The organism is Pseudomonas sp. S3E12 (assembly GCF_001702295.1).
GTDB classification, from domain to species: Bacteria; Pseudomonadota; Gammaproteobacteria; order Pseudomonadales; family Pseudomonadaceae; genus Aquipseudomonas; species Aquipseudomonas marginalis.
Genome location: NZ_MBDT01000008.1, coordinates 93,334 through 109,954 on the forward strand (window position 1 = coordinate 93,334; position 16,621 = coordinate 109,954).

Consider the following 16,621-nt stretch of genomic DNA (forward strand, 5'->3'; position numbering starts at 1 on the left):
GAATTATTCTGTGGTCTCTCTTCTCCTGCATTGGAGTTATGCGATGTCTGAATCTCCCGGAAAACTTCGATTGGGCGCACTGGTTGCACTTGTCGTCGGCTCAATGATTGGCGGCGGGATCTTCTCTCTGCCGCAAAACATGGCCGCCAGTGCCGATGTTGGCGCGGTATTGATCGGCTGGGTAATTACCGCCGTGGGCATGCTGACCCTGGCGTTTGTCTTCCAGACCCTGGCCAATCGCAAACCTGACCTGGACGGCGGCGTCTACGCCTATGCCAAGGCCGGCTTCGGTGACTACATGGGCTTTTCGTCGGCCTGGGGTTACTGGATCAGCGCCTGGCTGGGCAACGTCGGTTACTTCGTCCTCCTGTTCAGCACCCTCGGTTACTTCTTCCCGATCTTCGGCGAAGGCAATACACCTGCGGCAGTGATTGGCGCGTCGGTCTTGCTGTGGGCCGTGCACTTTCTGGTGCTGCGCGGGATCAAGGAGGCGGCGTTCATCAACCTGGTGACCACGGTCGCCAAGGTGGTGCCGCTGGTGCTGTTCGTGTTGATCGCCGTGTTCGCCTTCAAGCTGGACATCTTCACCGCTGACATCTGGGGCGTGAAAAACCCGGACCTGGGCAGCGTGATGAACCAGGTGCGCAACATGATGCTGGTCACCGTGTGGGTGTTCATCGGTATCGAAGGCGCAAGCATCTTCTCCTCCCGTGCAGAAAAACGCTCCGACGTCGGCAAGGCCACCGTGATCGGCTTTATCACCGTGCTGCTGTTCCTGATGCTGGTGAACGTGCTGTCCCTGGGCATCATGACCCAACCGGAGCTGGCCAAGCTGCAGAACCCGTCGATGGCCGCCGTGCTTGAGCATGTGGTGGGCCACTGGGGTGCGGTGCTGATCAGCGTCGGCTTGATCATCTCGTTGCTGGGTGCGCTGCTGTCGTGGGTGCTGCTGTGTGCGGAGATCATGTTCGCCGCCGCCAAGGACCACACCATGCCGGAGTTCCTGCGCAAGGAAAACGCCAACCATGTGCCGGCCAACGCCCTGTGGCTGACCAACGCCATGGTCCAGATATTCCTGGTGATCACGCTGTTTTCCGCCAGTACCTACCTGTCGCTGATCTACCTCGCCACCTCGATGATCCTGGTGCCGTACCTGTGGTCGGCGGCCTACGCGCTGCTGCTGGCGGTACGCGGCGAAACCTACGAAAACGCCCTCAAGGAGCGCAGGAAAGACCTGTTTATCGGCGCGATCGCACTGATCTACGCGGTCTGGCTGCTCTACGCCGGCGGCGTCAAATACCTGCTGTTGTCCGCCCTGCTCTATGCCCCCGGCGCGATCCTGTTCGCCAAGGCCAAGCATGAACTGGGCAAACCGATTTTCACCAACGTCGAGAAGCTGATTTTCGCCGCAGTCGTCATTGGCGCCCTGGTGGCTGCCTATGGCCTCTACGACGGCTTCCTGACTCTGTAACTGATGTTCACTGGAGGATCTGTAATGACCACGGAAAAAGTGAAGTACGGCGTACATTCCGAAGCCGGCAAACTGCGCAAAGTCATGGTGTGCTCCCCAGGCTTGGCCCACCAGCGGCTGACCCCTAACAACTGCGATGAACTGCTGTTCGATGACGTGCTCTGGGTAGCCCAGGCCAAGCGCGACCATTTCGACTTCGTGACCAAGATGCGCGAACGGGACATCGATGTGCTGGAAATGCACAACCTGCTGACCGATATCGTTGCCAACCCCGAAGCCCTGGACTGGATCCTGGAACGCAAGATCACCTCCAACACCGTGGGCCTGGGCCTGGTCGAGGAAGTCAGCTCCTGGCTGCGCAGCCTGGAGCCGCGCAAGATCGCCGAGTTCCTGATCGGTGGCGTGTCGGCCGATGACCTGCCGAGCAGCTTCGGTGGCAAGACCATCGAGATGTTCCGCGACTTCCTCGGCCACGCCAGTTTTATCCTGCCGCCGCTGCCCAACACCCAGTTCACCCGCGACACCACCTGCTGGATCTACGGCGGCGTGACGCTCAACCCGATGTACTGGCCGGCGCGACGCCAGGAAACCCTGCTGGCCAGCGCCATCTACAAATTCCACCCCGAGTTCACCAACGCGGACTTCCAGATCTGGTACGGCGACCCCGACCAGGAACACGGTGCCGCCACGCTCGAAGGCGGTGACGTCATGCCGATTGGCAATGGCGTGGTGTTGATCGGCATGGGCGAGCGTTCGTCCCACCAGGCCATCGGCCAACTGGCGCGCAACCTGTTCAAGAACAAAGCGGTGGAACGGGTGATCGTTGCCGGCCTGCCGAAATCCCGCGCGGCGATGCACCTGGACACCGTGTTCAGCTTCTGCGACCGCGACCTGGTGACCATCTTCCCCGAAGTGGTCAACCAGATCGTGCCCTTCACCCTGCGCCCTGACGAAAGCAAGCCCCACGGCATCGACATCCAGCGGGAGAAAACCAACTTCCTCGAGACCGTGGCCGCAGCGCTCAACCTCAAGGCCCTGCGCGTGGTCGAGACCGGCGGCAACAGCTTCGCCGCCGAACGCGAGCAGTGGGACGACGGCAACAACGTGGTGGCCGTGGAGCCTGGCGTAGTGATCGGCTACGACCGCAACACCTACACCAACACACTGCTGCGCAAGGCCGGCGTGGAAGTCATCACCATCAGCGCCGGTGAACTCGGCCGTGGCCGTGGCGGCGGCCACTGCATGACCTGCCCGATCATCCGCGACCCTATCGACTATTAAGGAGATTCCATCATGGCTTTCAATATGCGCAACCGCAGCCTACTGTCGCTGATGCACCACACCACCCGCGAGCTGCACTACCTGCTGGACCTGTCCCGCGACCTCAAGCGCGCCAAATACACCGGCACCGAGCGTCCGCACCTGCAAGGCAAGAACATCGCGCTGATCTTCGAAAAAACCTCGACCCGCACCCGTTGCGCCTTCGAAGTGGCGGCCCACGACCAGGGTGCCCACGTCACCTATATCGACCCGGTGTCGTCGCAGATCGGCCACAAAGAAAGCATGAAAGACACCGCCCGCGTACTCGGTCGCATGTTCGACGCCATTGAATACCGTGGCTTCGAGCAGGAAATCGTCGAAGAGCTGGCCAAGTTCGCCGGGGTGCCGGTGTTCAACGGCCTCACCGCCGAGTTCCACCCGACCCAAATGATCGCCGACACCCTGACCATGCGCGAACACAGCGACAAGCCGCTGCATGACATCAGCTACGCCTACCTGGGCGACGCGCGCTACAACATGGGTAACTCGCTGCTGATGATCGGCGCCAAGCTCGGCATGGACGTGCGCATCGGCGCGCCGAAAGCCCTGTGGCCCCATGAAGACTTCATCAAACAGTGCCAGGCCTTCGCCGAGGAAAGCGGCGCGCGCATTACCATCACCGAAGACCCGAAAGAAGCGGTCAAGGGCGTGGACTTCATCCACACCGATATCTGGGTGTCCATGGGTGAGCCGGTGGAAGCGTGGGACGAACGCATCGAGCAACTGCTGCCGTACCAGGTCAACGCCAAGATGATGAAAGCCTCGGGCAACCCTCGGGTGAAATTCATGCACTGCCTGCCGGCGTTCCACAACAGCGAAACCAAGGTCGGCAAGGACATCGCCGCACGTTATCCGAACCTGGCCAATGGTGTTGAAGTGACCGAGGAAGTCTTCGAGTCGCCGGCCAACATCGCCTTTGAGCAGGCGGAAAACCGCATGCACACCATCAAGGCGATCCTGGTGTCGGCACTCGCGGATATCTAAACCCTGCTGCGATCCCACTGTAGGAGCGAGCTTGCTCGCGAAAAATTCAAGGGCACCGCGTTCATTCAGGATGGGCGCGTTATCGTTGACCTCCTTCGCGAGCAAGCTCGCTCCTACAAAGGATTACGAGCTCTAGAAGGATTGCATTATGCGCATCGTCGTAGCCCTGGGCGGCAACGCCCTCCTGCGCCGTGGTGAACCCATGACCGCAGACAACCAACGCGCCAATATCCGCATTGCCACCGAACAGATCGCCAAGATCCATGCCGGCAACGAACTGGTCATCGCCCACGGCAATGGCCCGCAGGTCGGCCTGCTGTCGTTGCAGGCGGCGGCCTACACCAGCGTTTCGCCGTACCCGCTGGACGTGCTCGGTGCCGAGACCGAAGGCATGATCGGCTACATCATCGAACAGGAACTGGGCAACCTGCTGGACTTCGAAGTGCCGTTCGCCACCCTGCTCACCCAGGTGGAAGTGGACGCCAAGGACCCGGCCTTCCAGAACCCGACCAAGCCCATCGGCCCGGTGTACTCCAAGGCCGAAGCGGAAAAACTCGCCGCCGAGAAAGGCTGGGCCATCGCCCCGGATGGCGATAAATATCGCCGCGTCGTGGCCAGCCCACGGCCCAAACGCATCTTCGAGATTCGCCCGATCAAGTGGCTGCTGGAAAAAAGCGCCATCGTGATCTGCGCCGGCGGTGGCGGTATCCCGACCCTGTACGGTGAAGACGGCAAGCTCAAGGGCATCGAAGCCGTGATCGACAAAGACCTGTGCTCCTCGTTGCTGGCCACGCAAATGGACGCCGATTTGCTGGTGATCGCCACCGACGTCAACGCCGCTTTTATCGACTTCGGCAAGCCGACCCAGAAAGCCATCGGCCAGGCCCACCCCGACGACATGGAAAAACTCGGCTTCGCCGCCGGTTCCATGGGCCCCAAGGTCCAAGCCGCCTGCGAGTTCGCCCGCCAGACTGGCAAAACCGCGGTGATCGGTTCACTCTCGGACATCGAAGCCATCGTCCAGGGCAGCGCCGGCACACGCATCAGCACGGCGACACCTGGCATCACCTATCTGTGAAGTAGAGGAGATACGCCTATGGCCACCTTTGAACCCGGTCACCTGCACGTCGAACGTCACGCGCTGAACAAGGACGACTACAGCTACAACCTGTGTATCGACTACGAAGTCAGCCAGGACCCAAAGGAAGGCAAGGGCATGCTGTTCAAGCTGCACGGCTCGGTGCAGGGCAAGGACCTCAAGGAAGAGTTCTTCTTGCCCAAGGACCAGGCATTCGACTTTGCCCGGCATGCGATGAACATCGCGCAGAAGTATGGGATGCCGAAGATTGCGGTGTTGAATGGCTCGATGCACAAACAGTACGACCTGATGTTCGAGGATGTGCGGCATCAACTGGATGTGAAATCCGGGGACCCGATCAAACCTGAACACCTGGAATAGCCCGACGCCCCCGACACCAACACTCAAATGTGGGAGCAAGCCCGCTCCCACATTTTTGATCTCCATCACCTGTCAGGCATACTGGCCACCCTCAGTACGCCAGAACCAACATTCGCCCCATGCGTATCCACGTCAGCTTTATCGACCGCGTCGGTATCACCCAGGAAGTCCTGGCCTTGCTCGGTGGGCGCAATCTCAACCTGGATGCGGTGGAAATGGTGCCGCCCAACGTCTATATCGATGCGCCAACCCTCAGCGCCGACGTGCTCGAAGAGCTGCGTGACGCGCTGTTCAGCGTGCACGGCGTACAAGCGGTGACGGTGGTGGACATCCTTCCCGGCCAACGCCGCCACCTGCAACTCGACGCCCTGCTGGCGGCCATGACCGACCCGGTGCTGGCCCTGGACAGCGCGGGCAAGATCCTGCTGGCCAACCCGGCGCTGATCGCGCTGTACGGTCGCGAACCGGCCGGGGAAAGTATCGCCGAGCTGTTCAATGACCCGGCCTTGCTGGACACCTTGCTGGAAAACGGCTTTCGCCTGCCCTTGCGTGAAATCAGCGTCAACGGCCAGACGTTTTTGCTCGACGCCACGCCGATCACCGATGCCGGCGCCCTGCTCACCCTGTACCAACCCAACCGCATCGGCGAACAACTGTCGGCGCTGCACCACGATCATGCCGAAGGCTTTGATGCGTTGCTGGGCGAATCCCCGGTGATCCGCACCCTCAAGGCACGCGCACAACGGGTGGCCGCGCTCGATGCGCCGCTGTTGATCCAGGGCGAAACCGGCACCGGCAAGGAGTTGGTGGCGCGGGCCTGCCACGCCATCAGCGCGCGCCACAGTGCGCCGTTTTTGGCGCTGAACTGCGCGGCGCTGCCGGAGAATCTCGCCGAGAGTGAATTGTTCGGCTACGCCCCCGGCGCCTTTACCGGCGCCCAACGCGGCGGCAAGCCGGGGCTGATGGAGCTGGCCAACCAGGGCACGGTGTTTCTCGATGAGATCGGCGAAATGTCGCCCTATTTGCAAGCCAAGTTGCTGCGTTTTCTCAACGACGGCAGCTTCCGCCGGGTCGGCGGCGACCGCGAGGTGAAGGTCAATGTGCGCATCCTCAGCGCCACCCACCGCGACCTGGAAAAAATGGTCAGCGAAGGCACCTTCCGCGAAGACCTGTTCTACCGCCTCAACGTGCTCAACGTGGAGGTGCCGCCCCTGCGTGAGCGCGGCCAGGACATCCTGCTGTTGGCCCGCTACTTCATGCAGCAGGCCTGTGCGCAGATCCAGCGCCCGGTGTGCCGCCTGGCGCCCGGCACCTATCCGGCGCTGTTGGGCAACCGCTGGCCGGGCAATGTGCGCCAGTTGCAGAACGTGATCTTCCGCGCCGCCGCCATCTGCGAAAGCAGCCTGGTGGACATCGGTGACCTGGACATCGCCGGCACCTCCGTGGCGCGCCAGAGCGACGGCGAAGTCGATAGCCTGGAACAGGCCGTCGAGGACTTCGAGCGCAGCCTGCTGGAGAAACTCTACGTCAGTTACCCCTCGACCCGGCAGTTGGCCAGCCGCCTGCAAACCTCACACACCGCCATCGCCCACCGCTTGCGCAAGTACGGCATTCCCGCAAAACCCTGAGCGCCTGCCTCACCAGAACGCACGCCGGCCACGATGCTTGATAACGCCGGTGGCGCTGAAAAACAGTTGCGTGGCCATGGGCGGGCTGATGCGCGAATAGTAGATCGCGATGGCCTCGTTGTCGGTTTTGTCGAGCAGGCTGCGAAAACTCATGAAGCGCTGCTCCGGCCTTTTCAGATGGCCGGCGTTGTAGGGTAAATCGGGGTCCGTGGGCGACGAGTAATGAAAGTGCGCATAAGCCAGGACCTTGCCCTGCCTGTCCTTGACCACATACTCCTGCAGGAAATCATCCACCCGCTTGAGCGCAATACGTCCCTCGATGCGCAGTATCTGCACCTGGTCCCGGGCCTGGAGCCAGGCAATCCCATCCTCATCGGGCGGCAAGCGCTTGATCATCTCGATGCGTAATCCTCGCCCCTGCTCCAGAGAGTGGCTGGCGGCCTGCTCCAGCTCATCGATCAGCGCCTGGGCCGCGGTATCCGGCGTTGACGGCAGCGCCTTGCGGATCTTTTCGGCAACCGCCTTGATGCCCTCGGACTGCCGCGTCAACCGGGCTTCGACGCTGGCCGGCAGCGTGGCACTGCGCGCTTCGTCGCGGGCCTGCTGCAGCACCAGCGGTGCCCTGGCCAACAAACGGCGCGCGTCGGCCTTGAGGTTTTCCAGGGAACGCGTCGGCCGCGGCATCACCACGCCAGCCTCGGTGATCGCTTCGAACGCATCCGAACCCGGCTGCTGATGCAGGCTGACCACCACGGCCTGGTCAATCGGGTTGATGACATCAACGATGTCTTCGGTCGCCTCCGGCGTGCGGGCGCGAACCCGTCCCAATTGATAGCGCTTCTTCGAATCGCGGATCAACCGTTGATCGGCCTCAAGGGAGCGTACCCGGCCAGGCTGAGGGTTGCGCTCGTGCTCACGCAGCAGCTTCGCCAGGGCGATTCTCGACTCCTGTTCCAGGCTGAGGATCGTGGCTTGCACCGGCACCTCGACATCCCCATGGATCAATTCCGGCGCGGCGGCACGGTATTCATCCAGGAGCGCCAGGGTTTTCGCGTATTCGTGCAGCACCGCCCGGGTGCCGTCGATGCGCTGTTGCACACTCAGCACGCCTGGCTCATCGATGGTTTTCTGGGACTGGGCCGACTGAATCGCCTCATCCATGGCCGCGTCGATCCGACTGTAGTCATCCTGTTCTTCAGGCAGCGGCAGCCGGCGCCACAGCTGCTCCTTGAGCACCTGCAACTGCACGGTCCGCCAGTCCAATGGCAGCCCGTATGAGGACGGTTGCAACTCACCGATGTAAGACTTGTAGGCAGGAATGCTGAGCAACCGCTCGTAATTGACCCGTTCCCAGAAGCTCAGGTTGACCATCTTGTCGTGAAACTCGCCGATCCTGCGGCTCTCTTCGGTCAAGGTCCCGATCACCGCCTGGGCCGCGATCGCGTCCTCCCCCGCCACCCGCTCGGACAGTTGCGCGAGATGCGCTTCGGAAAACTGCTCCTCGCGGCGACTGAAGGTCAGCACGAACATCTGCCGGCGCATGTTCAGCACGATATCTTCCAACTGCAGGCACTGTTCCCGTTCAAAGCCGTCCAGGGGCTTGTTGGCGTTTCTGCGCATCAGCACATTGAGTTTTTTCTGTTGCGCATCGGCCTTTTTTTCCAACTCACGCAGGTAGCGCGCCCGGGCATCGCGCCGGTGCTGCTCGGTGAAGGCCGCCTCGGAGGTCAGGTGCGCCTTCTCACACAGGTCTTCGGCCGCGGTCACGACACGCTCCAGGCTCTGCAATTCGCTGCTTGCCGCGCTGTATTCGTGCTCAAGCTCAAGCTTTTGCCGCTCGATGTGGGCACGCCGCTGGGCCACCGTGCTCTTTGGCTGCCCGCCAACCAGGCGCAGGCCCAGGTCGACTTTCCACACCCCATGGGCATCCTTGTCCAGCCACGGGCCGAGACGCTGGGGTTGCCGCAGATCGACGACCCGCCAGCCATCCCTGACCTCCCTCACGCCATAGACTTTGCTGTCTATCAAGGTGTACTGCTCGTGACGGGCCGCGCTGCCGTCGCGCTGGACCAGCACCCGACCACGCACCGGGCTGGCCGCCGAGGCCAGTGTCGGCGAGTCGGGCCAGCGTTCGCCCTGCCTGGGTGACCATTGGAAGGTCTCGAGCTGGGCACGCTGTTGGGTCGTAAGCCTGGACCTTGAGTTGGCCCAGGAAAAATCCATTGCCGTGACGTCGGCGAACGAACGCTGCCAGGCAAACGTCGACGCCGAGTGGCGCGTGTGGCTGGCCGGGATCAAGTCAGGGGCCTGGGCACCGCCCGAACTCAAGCGCAGCCGTTGATCCAGCGTGACCACCGGGCTCATCAGCAGGCCGGCCACGCTGCCGATCAGCTCGGCGAAGGCATTGGCGGAATCTTCGCGGCTCGTCTCGAGCGGCAGCGCCAGCACCGCCTGGAATGTCCTGAAGGTCTGGGACAACCAGCCCGCCACCGCCACCGGCCCCCGGACCATCGGCAAAAGCGCGTTGAACACTTGCCACAGATCATTCTTGAACAGGGTCCACCGCAGCGCCTCGTTGGAAACCGACTGTTTGACGGCGCGCTGCCACAGGTCTCGGGCGTTTTCATCGAAGACGCTCTCAAGGAACTCGCCACGCACCGCTTCGTCACTCAGCAGCGCCGGGCTCGATGCGGGCAGCACGTCGAACTCATCGCCCTGCAGCACACGCTGGACATGAGGACGCAGAAAACCGCCGTTGGCAAACAGGGCACGGCTGTCCTGCGGTAAACGCTGCAGTACCACGCGTTGAAGATCGCTGCCCACCGTTGCGATCGCGTCTAGCAACGCCTGGCGGCTGGGAAACTGTTGCAGCATCGCGTCGGTTTGATCCGGCCGGTAGAGAATATGCGGCAACGTGCTGTTGTCGCGGGGACCGAGGACAAACAGGTTGTGTGCTTGATGGGCCAGCCCGCCTGCATGGGCAAGGAACGCCAGGGGCCGGGCGACGATCACCTCACCGTCGACCACACGCCGGAGCGGATCTTCCCGCAGCAACGCGTGCACCACCCGAGCGCCGGAGCGGGTAAAGCCGTTGCGTTGGCGCAGGCTGTTTTCAAGGGCGCGCATCGGCAGTTGCAGCGCCATCTGAGCGACAAACAAACGGCGCCGCCGTGCAGACTGCGTCGGGTCGGCGATCAGTGCGTGCTCCAGCAATGGCGGATACTGCTTGCCCACATCCACCCGTTCGATCAGCCCCTTGAGATAGGCCGGCGTGACCCAGTGCGGCACGTTACCTGGGGTGACCTGGTGGCTGATGTGCACACTGGCATAGGCGGTGGCGAAGGGGTTTTCCAGCGACCACTGGGTCAAGGTCCGGGTGGTCCGTTGCGTCCAGCCAACCGTGCCGCCCTGGGTGCGCTCGAAGGTCAGGAGGCAGTCGTCCGGGTTGATGGGGGCCTGCGCTGGATGATCCAGGCGCATTTGCCGTTGCAGCGCCTTGCGCGCGTACACATCGATCGGCTCGAGGCCATCGAGGAACGTTGCACCGCCGGTACTGCGCTGCAGCTGCGCCAGGCGCTCCAGCCACTGCCCGTAAGCCAGGCGATCCGCGCTGCTGGCCCGCTGCAACCAGAGCGGCAGCTGTTCTTCATGAGGTTGTTCGAGAGCGTCCGGGTCGAACCAGGCCAGTGGCGAGGTGAGCGTGGTGAACAGCTGTTCATAGCTGCCGATGTCGGGCAGTGCCGACCAGTCAACCCGCCGCACATCGCGAAGTTGGCGTTCGAGCAAGGCCTGGGCCAACGCATCGAACACATCGCCCTCGGGCTCGCGCAGTACCCATTGCAGCGGCGCCCCTGGCCGGTAACGGCTCATATAGCGCGGCAGCAGGTCACCCAAGGCGTCCAGGGATTCGAGCTGCACCAGGTTCATCACCGGGATATAGACGAGGGTGACCTGTTGCCCCTGGACTCGACGCTGCAAGACCAACAGCGGCAGCCATTCGCCCGGGTCCCCGGCCTGGGCCGCATAGACTTGATAGATATGCAGCGCATCGGCGTTACCCAAGGCCTCTCGATCCGCCCGATACCCCCAAAGCTGCTGTGCCTGCTCATCGCCCAGCCCCAGCAGCAGCCGCGCCTGCTCTGGCGTCAATGGCGGGTTCTGCCGCGCCGTGAGCAGGCATGCACGTAACTGGCTGCTGACCGCGTGCCAACGGCTGTCGGCCGAACCGTCCGACACGCGCGCGTTCCAGTAGTGCACCAAGCGCTCGGCAAAACCCGCCAGCACATCGGGCGCCAGGGTGTTGAGCATCCACTCGATATCGTCCACGTTGATGGCGCCGCTCGCCGGTTCGAACACCTGCGGTGCAGACTGCACCAACAGCACATGATGGCCTGGCGTGTAGTTCAGCGCGTCACCCTTCATGCAGCGCTGGATCAGCGCATCGCTCAAGGTAATAAGCGGCATGTGGCGGCGGCCGCTCGAGGTTGGCTGGATCACACCGATCCAGCTGTTACCGGCCTGCAGGCCGGAACCGGCAAACCACTGCCCGATCCATTCCTGGATCATTGCGCGGGCCACTTGGCCCAGTCCCAGGCGCCGCGCGAAGACCTTGGATAAATAGTCGCGAGACGTCCGCGCCTGGGAAATCTCGGGGGGAATAACCTTTGAAGCACTCATGGGGCGCATCCTGATGACGAAATGCGCCAACGGTAAAACGCCGGCTGGTCTCCCGGACGGTAGATAAATCGCGAAAAGCGACGTCCATGCGTACTGAAAGCGCTACAGTGGAACGATATCGCTACAACCTTGTTTTTTGCGCGCCATGCAAGGCTTTGATCCGCATAGGCTTTTTTTCGACGGCCGGACTGTAGCGAAATCGCTACACACAAATACGCTATCGTTATAACCGTTTTTGACAAGCTATTGATTAATAAAGGATTAATCACATTGGCCGCGATATTGCTAAGCAACTCCCCATTATTCCAATCCTGCCCACCAGACGATTCTGGCCCTGAGGAGTTTCCATGAGCGAGTTGCGTTTCACTGAAGATCACGAATGGCTGCGCGCCGAAGCTGACGGCAGCGTCACCGTGGGTATCACCGCTTTCGCGCAGAACGCGCTCGGTGATGTGGTGTTCGTGCAACTGCCGGAGTTGCAGGCCTATGACAAGGGCGCTGAAGCGTCCACGGTTGAATCGGTCAAGGCCGCCAGCGGCGTGTACATGCCGTTGGACGGTGAAGTGCTGGAAGTGAACGCCAAACTCGATGGCAACCCGGAACTGGTCAACGAAGACCCGCTGGGCGAAGGCTGGTTCTTCCGCTTTAAACCGGCCGATGCCGGGGCAGTCGCTAAACTGTTGGATCAGGACGCGTACGACCGTCTGATCAAAGCCAACGCCGAAGCCTGAGGAGCGCGCCATGACCATCAATCTCAGCACCGCCAATGAGTTCATCGCCCGCCACATCGGCCCGCGCCAGGAAGATGAGCAGCAGATGCTCGCCAGCCTGGGCTTCGATTCCCTGGAAGCCCTGAGCGCCAGCGTGATCCCGGAAAGCATCAAGGGCACCAGCGTGCTCGGCCTGGAAGACGGCCTGGGCGAAGCCGAGGCCCTGGCCAGGATCAAGGCCATCGCCAGCCAGAACCAACTGTTCAAGACCTACATCGGCCAGGGCTACTACAACTGCCATACGCCGTCGCCGATCCTGCGCAACCTTCTGGAAAACCCGGCCTGGTACACCGCCTACACGCCTTATCAGCCAGAAATTTCCCAAGGCCGCCTGGAAGCGCTGCTGAACTTCCAGACTCTGATCAGCGACCTCACCGGCCTGCCGATCGCCAACGCCTCGCTGCTCGATGAAGCCACCGCCGCCGCCGAAGCCATGACCTTCTGCAAGCGCCTGAGCAAGAACAAGGGCAGCAACGCCTTCTTCGCCTCGGTCCACAGCCACCCGCAAACCCTCGACGTACTGCGCACCCGTGCCGAGCCGCTGGGCATCGACGTAGTGGTGGGCGATGAGCGCGAACTGACCGATGTCAGCCCGTTCTTCGGCGCCCTGCTGCAATACCCGGCCAGCAACGGTGACGTGTTCGACTACCGCGCTTTGACTGAGCGTTTCCATGCCGCCAACGCCCTGGTGGCCGTGGCTGCCGATCTGTTGGCCCTGACCCTGCTGGCCCCGCCGGGTGAGTTCGGCGCCGATGTGGCCATCGGCAGTGCGCAACGCTTCGGCGTGCCGCTGGGCTTCGGTGGCCCGCACGCGGCGTACTTCTCCACCAAGGATGCGTTCAAGCGCGACATGCCGGGGCGTCTGGTCGGTGTGTCGGTAGACCGCTTCGGCAAGCCGGCCCTGCGCCTGGCCATGCAGACCCGCGAGCAACATATCCGCCGCGAGAAAGCCACCAGCAACATCTGCACCGCGCAAGTGCTGCTCGCCAACATCGCCAGCATGTATGCCGTGTACCACGGGCCCAAGGGCCTGACCCAGATCGCCAAGCGCATTCACCAGCTGACCGCGATGCTCGCCAAGGGCTTGACCGCCCTGGGCCTCAAGGTCGAGCAGGCACACTTCTTCGACACCCTGACCCTGCACACCGGCGCCGACACCGCCGCACTGCACGACAAGGCCCGCGCCCAGCGCATCAACCTGCGCGTGGTGGACGCCGAGCGGGTTGGGCTGTCGGTCGACGAAACCACCACCCAGGCCGATATCGAAACCCTGTGGGCGATCTTTGCCAATGGCAAAGCCCTGCCGGACGTCAACGCCACGGTGGACAGCCGCCTCCCCGACGCATTGCTGCGCCAGTCGCCGATCCTCAGCCATCCGGTGTTCAACCGTTATCACTCGGAAACCGAGCTGATGCGCTACCTGCGCAAGCTGGCGGACAGGGACCTGGCCCTGGACCGCACCATGATCCCGCTGGGCTCGTGCACCATGAAGCTCAACGCCGCCAGTGAAATGATCCCGGTGACCTGGGCCGAGTTCGGTGCCCTGCACCCGTTCGCTCCGGCCGAGCAAAGCGCCGGCTACCTGCAACTGACCTCCGACCTGGAAGCCATGCTCTGCGCGGCCACCGGGTATGACGCGATCTCCCTGCAGCCGAACGCCGGTTCCCAGGGCGAGTACGCCGGCCTGTTGGCCATCCGTGCCTATCACCAGAGCCGTGGCGAAGCACGTCGCGACATCTGCCTGATCCCATCGTCGGCCCACGGCACCAACCCGGCCACCGCCAACATGGCCGGCATGCGTGTGGTCGTCACCGCCTGCGACGCCCGTGGCAACGTCGACATCGAAGACCTGCGCGCCAAGGCCATCGAGCACCGTGAGCACCTCGCCGCGCTGATGATTACCTACCCGTCCACCCACGGCGTGTTCGAGGAAGGTATCCGCGAAATCTGCGGGATCATCCACGACAACGGCGGCCAGGTGTACATCGACGGCGCCAACATGAACGCGATGGTTGGCCTGTGCGCACCGGGCAAGTTCGGCGGCGATGTGTCCCACCTGAATTTGCACAAGACTTTCTGCATCCCCCATGGCGGTGGCGGCCCGGGTGTTGGCCCGATTGGCGTCAAATCCCACCTCACGCCCTTCCTGCCCGGCCACGCGGCCATGGCGCGCAAGGAAGGCGCGGTGTGTGCGGCACCGTTCGGCAGCGCGAGCATCCTGCCGATCACCTGGATGTACATCAGCATGATGGGCGGCGCGGGCCTCAAGCGCGCTTCGCAGTTGGCGATCCTGAATGCCAACTACATTTCCCGTCGCCTCGAAGAGCACTACCCCGTGTTGTACACCGGCAGCAACGGCCTGGTGGCGCACGAATGCATCCTCGACCTGCGCCCGCTGAAGGACAGCAGCGGCATCAGCGTGGATGACGTGGCCAAGCGCCTGATCGACTTTGGCTTCCACGCCCCGACCATGTCGTTCCCGGTGGCGGGTACGCTGATGATCGAGCCGACCGAAAGCGAGTCCAAGGAAGAACTGGACCGCTTCTGCGACGCGATGATCGCCATCCGCGAAGAAATCCGCGCGGTGGAAAACGGCACCCTGGACAAGGACGACAACCCGCTGAAAAACGCACCGCATACTGCGGCGGAACTGGTTGGCGAATGGAGCCACCCATACAGCCGTGAACAAGCGGTGTACCCGGTCGCTTCGTTGATCGAAGGCAAGTACTGGCCACCGGTTGGCCGGGTCGACAACGTGTTTGGTGATCGCAACCTGGTGTGTGCATGCCCGTCGATCGAGCTTTATGCCTAAAGCAGTTGTAAGCGGCAAGCTACAAGCTGCAAGTTAAAGCCTAAGGCTCTTTCTTGCAGCTTGTGGCTTGGAGCTTGCCGCTGCTCCTATAACAAGAAACCGGAGAACAACTCATGTCCTTAAGCGTGTTCGACCTGTTCAAGATTGGCATCGGCCCCTCCAGCTCCCACACCGTCGGCCCCATGCGCGCGGCCGCTCGATTCGTCGAAGGCCTCAAGCGTGACAACCTGCTGAGCGCCACCACCGGCATCAAGGTGGAACTCTATGGCTCCCTCGGCGCCACCGGAAAAGGCCACGGCAGCGACAAGGCCGTGCTGCTGGGCCTGGAAGGCGAACACCCGGACACCGTGAACACCCAAACCGTGGCCGCACGCCTGGCGCAGATGCGCGGCGACGGTCGCTTGAACCTGCTCGGCGAACACAGCATTGCGTTCAACGAGAAAGAACACCTGGCGATGATTCGCAAACCCCTGGCCTACCATCCCAACGGCATGATTTTTCGTGCCTTTGATGCGGCGGGCATCCAGATCCGCAGCCGCGAGTACTACTCGGTGGGCGGCGGTTTTGTGGTGGATGAAGACGCCGCCGGCGCCGACCGGATCGTCGAAGACGCCACCCCACTGACGTTCCCGTTCAAACATGCCAAGGACCTGCTCGGCCATTGCACCACCTACGGGCTGTCCATCAGCCAGGTGATGCTGACCAATGAAAGTGCCTGGCGCCCGGAAGCGGAAACCCGTGCCGGCCTGTTGAAGATCTGGCAGGTGATGCAGGACTGCGTAGAGACCGGCTGTCACAACGAAGGCATCTTGCCCGGCGGCTTGAAGGTCAAGCGTCGCGCCGCCGCCTTGCATCGCCAGTTGTGCAAGAACCCGGAGTCGGCCCTGCGCGACCCGCTGTCGGTGCTGGACTGGGTCAACCTGTACGCCCTGGCCGTCAACGAAGAAAACGCCAACGGCGGGCGCGTGGTCACGGCGCCCACCAACGGCGCGGCCGGGATTGTGCCGGCGGTGCTGCATTACTACATGCGCTTTATCCCCGGCGCGAATGAAGACGGCGTGGTGCGCTTCCTGCTCACCGCTGCCGCCATCGGCATTCTCTACAAGGAAAACGCCTCCATCTCCGGTGCCGAAGTCGGTTGCCAGGGTGAAGTCGGCGTGGCCTGTTCCATGGCCGCTGGCGCGTTGTGCGAAGTATTGGGCGGCACGGTTTCCCAGGTGGAAAACGCCGCCGAAATCGGCATGGAACACAACCTCGGCCTGACCTGCGACCCGATTGGCGGGCTGGTGCAGGTGCCCTGCATCGAGCGCAATGCCATGGGCTCGGTGAAAGCCATCAATGCAGTGCGCATGGCCTTGCGTGGCGACGGGCAACACTTCGTCTCGCTGGACAAGGTCATCCGCACCATGCGCCAGACCGGCGCCGATATGAAAAGCAAATACAAGGAAACCGCCCGTGGCGGTTTGGCGGTCAATATTATCGAGTGCTGACGCCTAAAGG

The 16,621-nt window shown here is 62.6% G+C and carries 10 protein-coding genes; 9 read left to right on the forward strand and 1 reads right to left on the reverse strand.

Features of this window, described 5'->3' with window-relative positions:
• The first annotated feature begins 43 nt into the window (after positions 1-43).
• The 6 genes from arcD to BB029_RS10645 all read left to right on the forward strand — a co-directional run bounded on the left by arcD (position 44) and on the right by BB029_RS10645 (position 6,862).
• Complete coding sequence (gene arcD / locus BB029_RS10620) at positions 44-1,471, forward strand: arginine-ornithine antiporter (RefSeq protein WP_065939154.1); 1,428 nt, start codon at positions 44-46, stop codon at positions 1,469-1,471.
• A 24-nt stretch (positions 1,472-1,495) separates the two neighbouring features.
• The gene (gene arcA, locus BB029_RS10625) at positions 1,496-2,752 is read left to right on the forward strand and encodes an arginine deiminase (protein WP_027605560.1); all 1,257 of its coding nucleotides are present in this window, start codon (positions 1,496-1,498) and stop codon (positions 2,750-2,752) included.
• Between the two features lie 12 nt (positions 2,753-2,764).
• Entirely contained in the window at positions 2,765-3,775 is a 1,011-nt protein-coding gene (locus BB029_RS10630; protein ID WP_027605559.1) for an ornithine carbamoyltransferase, read from the forward strand.
• 148 nt (positions 3,776-3,923) lie between these two features.
• Positions 3,924-4,853 (forward strand): carbamate kinase, encoded by a 930-nt coding sequence (gene arcC, locus BB029_RS10635; RefSeq protein WP_065939155.1) that lies wholly within the window; start codon positions 3,924-3,926, stop codon positions 4,851-4,853.
• 18 nt (positions 4,854-4,871) lie between these two features.
• On the forward strand, positions 4,872-5,234 hold the full coding sequence (locus tag BB029_RS10640) for a DUF5064 family protein (protein WP_027605557.1): 363 nt from the start codon (positions 4,872-4,874) through the stop codon (positions 5,232-5,234).
• 119 nt (positions 5,235-5,353) lie between these two features.
• The gene (locus BB029_RS10645) at positions 5,354-6,862 is read left to right on the forward strand and encodes a sigma-54-dependent transcriptional regulator (protein ID WP_065939156.1); all 1,509 of its coding nucleotides are present in this window, start codon (positions 5,354-5,356) and stop codon (positions 6,860-6,862) included.
• A 9-nt stretch (positions 6,863-6,871) separates the two neighbouring features.
• Here BB029_RS10645 and BB029_RS10650 read toward each other — a convergent pair whose 3' ends face one another.
• Positions 6,872-11,539 carry a hypothetical protein gene (locus BB029_RS10650; protein WP_065939157.1) on the reverse strand — a complete coding sequence of 1,556 codons (4,668 nt, stop codon included), beginning with the start codon at positions 11,537-11,539 and terminating at the stop codon, positions 6,872-6,874.
• Positions 11,540-11,886: 347 nt separating this feature from the next.
• Here BB029_RS10650 and gcvH point away from each other — a divergent pair, with 347 nt between their 5' ends.
• From gcvH to BB029_RS10665, 3 genes are all read left to right on the forward strand, one after another.
• Complete coding sequence (gcvH, locus tag BB029_RS10655) at positions 11,887-12,270, forward strand: glycine cleavage system protein GcvH (RefSeq protein ID WP_065939158.1); 384 nt, start codon at positions 11,887-11,889, stop codon at positions 12,268-12,270.
• 10 nt (positions 12,271-12,280) lie between these two features.
• On the forward strand, positions 12,281-15,121 hold the full coding sequence (gcvP, locus tag BB029_RS10660) for an aminomethyl-transferring glycine dehydrogenase (protein WP_065939159.1): 2,841 nt from the start codon (positions 12,281-12,283) through the stop codon (positions 15,119-15,121).
• Between the two features lie 113 nt (positions 15,122-15,234).
• The gene (locus tag BB029_RS10665) at positions 15,235-16,611 is read left to right on the forward strand and encodes an L-serine ammonia-lyase (RefSeq protein WP_065939160.1); all 1,377 of its coding nucleotides are present in this window, start codon (positions 15,235-15,237) and stop codon (positions 16,609-16,611) included.
• Positions 16,612-16,621: the final 10 nt, after the last annotated feature.